This is a genomic window from Halospina sp. K52047b (assembly GCF_008709855.1).
GTDB classification, from domain to species: Bacteria; Pseudomonadota; Gammaproteobacteria; order Pseudomonadales; family Oleiphilaceae; genus Halospina; species Halospina utahensis_B.
The window spans coordinates 64,146-71,551 of the sequence record NZ_VYJH01000014.1 but is presented as its reverse complement, the minus strand read 5'-3'; the positions used below and the strand labels follow the sequence as shown (position 1 = coordinate 71,551).

Below are 7,406 nucleotides of genomic sequence, written 5' to 3'. Positions count from 1 at the left end.
ACTGCAGTAGATGACCTGATCCCAGCAGCGGGCCCACTTGCGGCGCCACTTGAAGGGGCGCCTGCAGACGGGGCAGGTTTTTTCGGGGAGTGGTTTGTGACCCATGGTCCAGCATACGCCCGCTTGCCGGTGCTGGACTGCTCGCGGGGTGGGTCCATACCGGGGCTTCATTGCGTATCATAGGGGGAAACGCCACAAGTACCGGGTAACCGCTTAATGACTGAATCGAAGACCAATATCGCGTTGATCGGCATGCCGGGGTCGGGCAAGAGTACGGTTGGTGTGCTCCTGGCCAAGGCCAGCGGCCGGGACTTTGTGGATACGGACCTGCTGATCCAGAGCCGCGCGGGGGCCACCCTGCAGACGATTGTGGATGAGAACGGCTATGAGGCACTGCGCGAGGTGGAGGAGCAGGTGCTGCTGTCGCTGCAGCTCTCCAACCACGTGATCGCGACCGGCGGCAGCGTGGTCTACAGCGAAGCCGGTATGGCCCATCTGAAAACCAGCAGTGTGGTGGTCTTTCTGGATGTCTCCCTGGAGACCGTGCGGAAGCGTATTGGGGACTACAGCCTGCGGGGTATTTCCAAGCGCCCGGAGCAGACCATCGAGGATCTGTTTGATGAGCGCCTGGATCTGTACCGGCGCTACGCCGACATTGCCATCACCTGTGATAGTCGCTCGATGGAGGCGGTGTGCGAGGCGGTGATGGCGGCGATTCCGAAGGCCTGAGGCGTCCGGGGTCAGCTCAGAAGGCGGCGTATCGGTGCGGGCAGCCCTGCCTCGAGGGCGCTCTGCCGGTGGAGCCACGCGCGGCTGCGGTCATCCTGGAGCGCTTGTGTGCTGATGGCGGTGAGCCGCACCGGGCGGATCCAGAGGTGGTAGTGGCTGAAGGTGTGCCGGAAGGGTTCCTGTGTTTCGGGTTCGGAGGTTTCCAGCCCGAGCGCGGTCTCGCAGTGCTCGGGCAGCTCTTCCGGCTGCAGTGCGGGATCGGCTTCCGGGAAGCTCATCAGCCCGCCCCAGATCCCACTGGGCGGGCGCTGCTCCAGCAGCATCCGGCCTTCGCCGTCCTCGATCACCAGCATCCAGACGCTTTTCTCCGGTTTTTCCTTTTTCGGCTTGCTGCCGGGGTAGGCCTCCGGGTTGTTGCGCGCATAGGCCAGGCAGCCCTCGCGTACCGGGCAGGCAGCGCAGCCCGGGCGGCGCCGGGTGCAGACCATGGCGCCGAGATCCATGATCGCCTGGGTGTAGGCCTGTATGCGTTCGTCCGGCGTATGCGCCTCGGCATGCTCCCAGAGTTCATTGGCAACCGCGGTGCGCCCGGGCCAGCCCTCCACCGCGTGGTAGCGGGCGAGTACCCGCTTGGCGTTGCCATCCAGGATGGCGGCGCGCTGGCCATGGGCCTGGGCGACGATGGCTGCGGCGGTTGAGCGGCCTATGCCGGGAAGCTGCTGAAGAGTGTCCTGTTCTTCCGGAAACGCACCACCGTACTGCTCCACAACGGTGATCGCCGCCTTATGGAGATTGCGTGCCCGGGCGTAGTAACCGAGGCCGGACCAGTAGCCCATGACCTCATCCGTGCTGGCGGCGGCCAGGTCATCCACCGTCGGGAAGCGCTCCATGAAGCGCTCGAAGTAGGGGATGACGGTGGTGACCTGGGTCTGCTGGAGCATGATCTCCGAGACCCAGACCCGGTAGGCGGAACGCTCCCGGTGCCAGGGCAGGTCCTTGCGCCCGTGCTGGTCGTACCACTGCAGCAGCTGTTCGGCGAACCAGTCTGCCATGATCAGTTGAACAGGTTCCGGATCCGGTCCCGGGTGTCCTCGTCCACGCGCTCCTTGATTTCCTCCTCGACGCGTTCACGAGCCTTCTCCTCGGCTTCTTCCTTCTTGCGGTCCACTTCCTGGCGGGCCATGGATTCGAGCACATCGCCAAAGCGGCTGCCGTCAAAACCGCAGAGTCCTGCCGGGTCATCCCCGAAGCCGCCCTTGCAACGCACAGGGATGATCACGTTCTGGATGCGTTCGTTTACGCGGCAGGCGTTGTCCCGGTGGACCTCGCCCACCACACGCAGGCCCACGCGGTAGTCGAGCATGGATTCGATCAGGTTCACCACGCCGTCGCCTTCAAGGCGCAGGCCGGCGAGGTCGGCGGTCAGGTTCTCATTTTCCAGAACGCCGCTGTTGATGGTGAAGTTGCCGCTCATGTCGTTGAAGGGGGTGCTGTCCCCCCAGTCCTCGACGCTCAGGGATTCGCCGTGTACCCGGCTGATGCCCTGGCAGGCCATGCGCGTCATGTTGACGTTCTCGATCGCGCCTTCCTCGATCCGGAAGTCGGCCTTGCCGTTCGAGTTCTCAAGCAGGGCGTTGATGCTGTTACCCCGTGAGGTGCCGCTGGCGTTCAGGTTCATGCCGCCAGAAAGCAGGTCCATTTCCGCCAGGTCCACCAGCAGCGGCTGGGTCTGTACACCGGAGAGCTGTTTGTTGAATTGCCATTTCGGGTTGTCGGTGCGGGCATCCAGTGATGCCGTCATATTGAAGCCGCCGTCATAGAGCCTGGCACTGAGCTCATCCAGTGACAGGCGCCCCTCGCTGCCCGAGACCTTTGCAAGCAGTTCGGTGAGTGTGAGGTTGCTGGCCACCAGTTCGCCGAGGCCGATCCGGATGTCCAGGTTGAGTCCGCGCAGTGTTTTCAGGGGCAGCAGTTCGCCTTCACCGCTGGAGGCAGTGCCGCCGGTATCCTGTTCACTGGCGTCTTCTGACGCGTCCTCGCCGTCTTCCGGTTTCGGCGGCAGGTAGCGGTCGAGGTTGAAGCGGTTGCCCTGGAGGTCGACCAGGATCGCCTGGTTCTCCAGTCCGTACCCGAGCTGGCCCTTGAACTCGGTTTCATCCAGCTGGACGCGGGTCTCCTGGAGCCGGACCATGCCCTCGCGGGTGGCCAGGGTGGTCTCGAAAGCAGCCTTAGAGAGCACGCCCTCATCCCGTGTCTCAATGGCTGGTTGGCCAAGCTGCTCCAGGAGTGTGGCGGGTGAGAATTCGGCCACTTTCAGATCGCCACTGACATCCGGTTGGGCACTGAACCCCTGGATGTTCAGGTTGGAGGTCACCTCCAGATTCTCCAGGCTGGCCATAAGGCCGCTGACGCTGGCGGTTTCCGCGTCCAGGTCTGCGCTGGCCGAGCCGCTCAGTCCCGCACTCACGGTTTCCCCATTGAAGGGAGCACCGGTCAGGGTGAAGTCGCCGTCGAGTCCGCTCATCGAGAACTGTTTCATGTTCTGTGCGGCATTGAGCTGCATTGCCAGGGTGCCGCCCACATCCAGTTCCGGCTCATTGAGCGAGACACTGAATCCCAGTTCCAGCGGGAAGTCCTGCCCCAGGGCAATGTCACTGGCCTCAAGGCTGGCATTGCTGAGCTGGAAGGACTGGCCGGACTGACGGTTCTCGAAGTTCACCTGCGCATTGCTGATCCGGACTTCCTGCACATTGAAGCTGATCAGCTCGCTGCCGGACTCATCGGTCAGGGTCTGTTCCGTTTCTGCGGGAGCGGCGGCTTCCTGCTTTTCCGCTTCCGGCATGATCCGTGTCCAGTTGCCGGTGCCGTCCTCAGCCATTGCGAGATTGGCGCGGAAACCGTCCAGCTGGAAGGTGTGGACCGCGGGCGTCATGGTGATCAGCGACCACAGGTCCACACTGGCCACCAGCTCATCCAGCGCCACGAATTCCTCGCCCTCCAGCGACGCCTGCACATCCGCCACGGAAAGCCCGAGGGGAATGAAGGACCACTGGATGTCGCCGTTGAGCCTGAGTTCCAGGTTGGTGTTGTCAGCGGCGGCCTGCTCGATGTGACTTTTATAGTCGTTCGGGTCGATGACCATCATGGCTGTACCCACGGCAGCGACAAGCAGGATGACCAGTGCGACAATGGCGATAAGTGCGATGCGGAGGGCTTTCATTCTGCGTTCCCTGACAGTGGCTTCAGTAGTTCAAGATAACGCATGGCTGGGGCTTGAGGAACCACTCCGTCCTCTTCTGTCTTGACCGGGCGCGGGGAATTGGAGAAGGTGCGCGCAGTTTAAACAAAGCTTCATGAACAACAACAGGAACGGAACCATGTCCATTACGGTAGCCATTGAGATCCAGCGCGAGTTCACGCTGGATGGCGATTACGATTCGGTGTTTGAACTGCTGGCCGATGTACCGCGCTCGGTGTCCTATTTCCCGAAGGTCCATGAACTGACGGATCTCGGCGACAATACCTACCGCTGGGAAATGGAAAAGGTCGGAGTGGACAAGTACAGCATCCAGACGGTCTATGCCTGCCGTTATGAGTCGGATCGTGACCGGGGCGTGATTGAGTGGACGCCGGTGCGTGGTGAGGGCAACGGCCTGGTGGGTGGCCGCTGGGATCTGCGTGATGCCGGCGACGGCCAGACCGCACTCGCCTTCCAGACCGAAGCCGAGCTGACGCTGCCGCTGCCCAGGGTCATGAAGATGGCCGTCTCACCGGTGGTCAAGCACGAGTTCAACGGCTTCGTGGACACCTACATCGACAACCTCAAGAGTGCGTTCCGCGACGCCTGAGGCACTGAAAGGCGGGGCGGTTTCGGGCTATAATGGCGGTTTTGGACGCCTGCGGATGAACGACATGGCTGATCGGATGGCGCGCGTGGAGCGCGATACCCTCGAAACACGGATCTCGGTGAGTCTGAACCTGGACGGCACCGGGCAGGCGGACTTCGACACCGGAGTGCCTTTTCTCGAGCACATGATGGAGCAGATCGCCCGGCACGGGCTGATCGATCTCAATGTCCAGGCAAGCGGGGATCTTGAGATCGACGATCACCACACAGTCGAGGACATTGGCATCACGCTGGGGCAGGCCCTGGCGAAAGCGGTGGGCGACAAGAAGGGCATCAATCGCTATGGCCATGCGTATGTCCCCCTGGATGAGGCTCTGTCGCGGGTGGTTCTGGACCTTTCCGGCCGCCCGGGGCTGACCATGGAGGTGCCTTTCACCCGTTCCCATGTGGGCCGCTTTGATGTGGATCTTTTCGAGGAGTTTTTCCGTGGCTTCGTGAACCACGCCATGGTGACGCTGCACATCGACAACCTGCGCGGTACCAACAGCCACCACCAGATCGAGACTGTGTTCAAGGCCTTCGGCCGTGCCCTGCGCATGGCGGTGGAGGAGGATGAGCGCGCGGCCGGTGCCATGCCCTCGACCAAGGGATCGCTCTGACCATGAAGGAAGTGGCGATCATCGACTATGGCATGGGCAACCTGCACTCGGTGGGCAAGGCCATCGAGCGGGTGGCGCCGGAAGTGCGGGTTTCGATCACGGACCAGTATGAACGGGTGCGCGCGGCCGACAGGGTCATACTGCCCGGCGTTGGCGCCATGCGCGACTGCATGGCCGAAATCCGCCGCCTGGGCGTGGACGAATGGGTGCGCGAGGCGGTGGAGCAGAAACCACTGCTGGGCATCTGTGTCGGCATGCAGGCGTTGATGGCCGCCAGCGAGGAGAACGAGGGGACCGAGGGGATTGGGATGCTGCCGGCCAGTGTCCGTTTCTTTGGCCATGATCTCCGCGAGGACGGGCAGCGCCTCAAAGTGCCGCATATGGGCTGGAACCAGGTGTTCCAGACGGCTGCGCCGGCACTGTGGCGTGACATTGCCGATGGCACCCGTTTCTACTTCGTGCACAGCTATTACGTGGAGGCCGAGGGCAACGCCAACCTGGCCGGTCGTTGCCATTACGGCGTCGACCTGGCCGCGGCGGTGGCGGCACCGAACCTGTTCGCGGTGCAGTTCCACCCGGAAAAGAGCCACGACGCCGGACTCCAGCTTCTTCGCAACTTCATTGATTGGGACGGTTCTCTCTGATGCTGATCATACCCGCCATCGACCTCAAGGACGGTGAATGCGTCCGCCTGCGCCAGGGGCGCATGGAGGACTCCACTGTCTTCTCCCGGGATCCGGTGGAAGTAGCCGGGCGCTGGGTGGAAGCCGGCGCTCGCCGCCTGCACCTGGTGGATCTCAATGGCGCCTTCGAGGGCAAGCCCGTCAACGACGGCATCATACGGGCGATTGCCCGTGCCTACCCGGATCTGCCGATCCAGATCGGTGGCGGCATCCGTTCGCGGGAGGTGGTCGAGGCCTATCTGGACGCGGGTGTGCAGTGGGTCATCATCGGCACCCAGGCCGTGCGCGATCCGGATTTCGTGACCGCCATGTGCCATGCGCATCCCGGCCACATCATCGTTGGGCTGGATGCGCGCGACGGCATGGTGGCCACCGAGGGCTGGGCCGAGACATCCAGCGTTGAGGCAACGACTTTGGCCCAGCGCTTCGCCAATGACGGCGTGGATGCGATCGTTTACACCGACATCGCCCGCGACGGCATGATGGAAGGCGTGAACGTGGACGCCACCCGCCGTCTTGCGGAATCCACCTCCATCCCTGTGATCGCCTCCGGCGGTGTTTCCAGCATGGTGGATGTGCGGGCGCTGGCCCAGGTGGCGGGGTCCGGCATTACCGGGGCCATAACCGGCCGGGCCATTTACGAGGGCACACTGGACCTTGCCGAGGCCCAGCGCTACTGCGATTCGGTGGCCTCGTCATGAGCCTGGCGCGCCGCATCATTCCCTGCCTGGACGTGGACAAGGGCCGCGTGGTAAAGGGCGTTAACTTCGTTGAGATCCGCGATGCCGGCGATCCGGTTGAGGTCGCACGTCGCTATAACGATGCCGGCGCCGACGAGATCACCTTCCTGGACATCACCGCCAGTCATGAAAGTCGCGACACCACCTACGAGACGGTGGAGCGCATGGCCGGCGAGGTGTTCATCCCGCTGACCGTTGGCGGTGGCGTGCGCCACGTGGGCCATATCCGCAACCTGCTCAATGCGGGGGCGGACAAGGTCAGTATCAACACCGCGGCCGTGCACAACCCGGAATTCGTGCGCGAGGCCGCCGAGCGTTTCGGCTCCCAGTGCATCGTGGTGGCCATTGATGCCAAGCGCGTGAGCGGTGAGGGCGAGGAGCCACGCTACGAGATCTTCACCCATGGTGGCCGCAACGCCACGGGGCTGAATGCGGTTGAATGGGCCAAGCGGATGGCTGACTACGGTGCCGGTGAGATTCTGCTGACCAGCATGGACCGGGACGGTACGAAAAGCGGTTTTGATCTGGGCCTGACCCGCGCGATCAGTGATGCGGTGCCCGTGCCGGTGATCGCCTCAGGCGGGGTAGGAAACCTGCAGCATCTGGTGGACGGCGTGCTGGAAGGCGGTGCCGATGCCGTGCTCGCAGCCTCCATCTTCCACTTCGGTGAGTACACCATCGCCGAGGCCAAGGACTACATGCGCGATCACGGCATCGTTATGCGTTAGAGCGCCTCTGTAACCTGCAA

9 protein-coding genes are annotated in these 7,406 nt (G+C 63.1%); 6 read left to right on the top strand and 3 right to left on the bottom strand.

The features are described 5' to 3' along the window. Window positions 1–105 (bottom strand): DUF2256 domain-containing protein (locus F3089_RS14470; RefSeq protein WP_151441492.1); only part of this gene is annotated, 105 nt, incomplete at its 3' end. A gap of 111 nt (window positions 106–216) precedes the next feature. Here F3089_RS14470 and F3089_RS14465 point away from each other — a divergent pair. Next, window positions 217–729 carry a shikimate kinase gene (locus F3089_RS14465; RefSeq protein ID WP_151441491.1) on the top strand — a complete coding sequence of 171 codons (513 nt, stop codon included), beginning with the start codon at window positions 217–219 and terminating at the stop codon, window positions 727–729. Between the two features lie 11 nt (window positions 730–740). Here F3089_RS14465 and mutY read toward each other — a convergent pair whose 3' ends face one another. After that, a complete protein-coding gene (gene mutY, locus F3089_RS14460; RefSeq protein ID WP_151441490.1) occupies window positions 741–1,781 on the bottom strand; it encodes an A/G-specific adenine glycosylase in 1,041 nt (346 codons plus the stop codon). 2 nt (window positions 1,782–1,783) lie between these two features. Continuing rightward, the gene (locus tag F3089_RS14455; RefSeq protein ID WP_151441489.1) at window positions 1,784–3,949 is read right to left on the bottom strand and encodes an AsmA family protein; all 2,166 of its coding nucleotides are present in this window, start codon (window positions 3,947–3,949) and stop codon (window positions 1,784–1,786) included. 157 nt (window positions 3,950–4,106) lie between these two features. Between F3089_RS14455 and F3089_RS14450 the strand changes: the two genes are divergently transcribed. The 5 genes from F3089_RS14450 to hisF all read left to right on the top strand — a co-directional run bounded on the left by F3089_RS14450 (window position 4,107) and on the right by hisF (window position 7,386). Further along, a complete protein-coding gene (locus tag F3089_RS14450; protein WP_095618709.1) occupies window positions 4,107–4,577 on the top strand; it encodes an SRPBCC family protein in 471 nt (156 codons plus the stop codon). Between the two features lie 64 nt (window positions 4,578–4,641). Next, a complete protein-coding gene (gene hisB / locus F3089_RS14445; RefSeq protein ID WP_151441488.1) occupies window positions 4,642–5,235 on the top strand; it encodes an imidazoleglycerol-phosphate dehydratase HisB in 594 nt (197 codons plus the stop codon). A gap of 2 nt (window positions 5,236–5,237) precedes the next feature. Continuing rightward, window positions 5,238–5,879 (top strand): imidazole glycerol phosphate synthase subunit HisH, encoded by a 642-nt coding sequence (hisH, locus tag F3089_RS14440; protein ID WP_151441487.1) that lies wholly within the window; start codon window positions 5,238–5,240, stop codon window positions 5,877–5,879. Beyond that, the gene (gene hisA / locus F3089_RS14435) at window positions 5,879–6,619 is read left to right on the top strand and encodes a 1-(5-phosphoribosyl)-5-[(5-phosphoribosylamino)methylideneamino]imidazole-4-carboxamide isomerase (protein WP_151441486.1); all 741 of its coding nucleotides are present in this window, start codon (window positions 5,879–5,881) and stop codon (window positions 6,617–6,619) included. The genes hisH and hisA overlap by 1 nt, the downstream gene beginning before the upstream one ends. Continuing rightward, a complete protein-coding gene (hisF, locus tag F3089_RS14430; protein ID WP_151441485.1) occupies window positions 6,616–7,386 on the top strand; it encodes an imidazole glycerol phosphate synthase subunit HisF in 771 nt (256 codons plus the stop codon). Before hisA ends, hisF begins: the two co-directional genes overlap by 4 nt. The last annotated feature ends 20 nt before the right edge of the window (window positions 7,387–7,406 follow it).